Raw genomic sequence first — 240 nt, 5'->3', positions numbered from 1 at the left:
CCACCGTGGGTGCCGTCAGCCGTGCCGAAGAACGGCCGCCTCCACGCGGGTCGCGGACACCGTACTTGTGCCAGTAGGTGTAATCGGCGTGGCCAGGGCGGAAGGTCTCGACGATGTTGCTGTAGTCCTTGCTGCGCTGGTCGGTGTTACGGATCAGCAGGCAGATGGGCGTGCCGGTGGTCTTGCCCTCGTACACGCCGGAAAGAATCTCGACGAGGTCTTCTTCCTTACGTTGCGTGA

The 240-nt window shown here is 62.9% G+C and carries 1 protein-coding gene; it reads right to left on the bottom strand.

The window, feature by feature from the left end; translation table 11 throughout:
* The coding region (locus tag RVY79_RS21360) for a chorismate synthase (protein ID WP_317466627.1) at positions 1-240 on the bottom strand (240 nt) is incomplete at both ends.

Source organism: Chromohalobacter sp. HP20-39, from assembly GCF_033052815.1.
Classification (GTDB): domain Bacteria; phylum Pseudomonadota; class Gammaproteobacteria; order Pseudomonadales; family Halomonadaceae; genus Chromohalobacter.
This window is presented reverse-complemented; position numbering and strand designations above follow the sequence as displayed.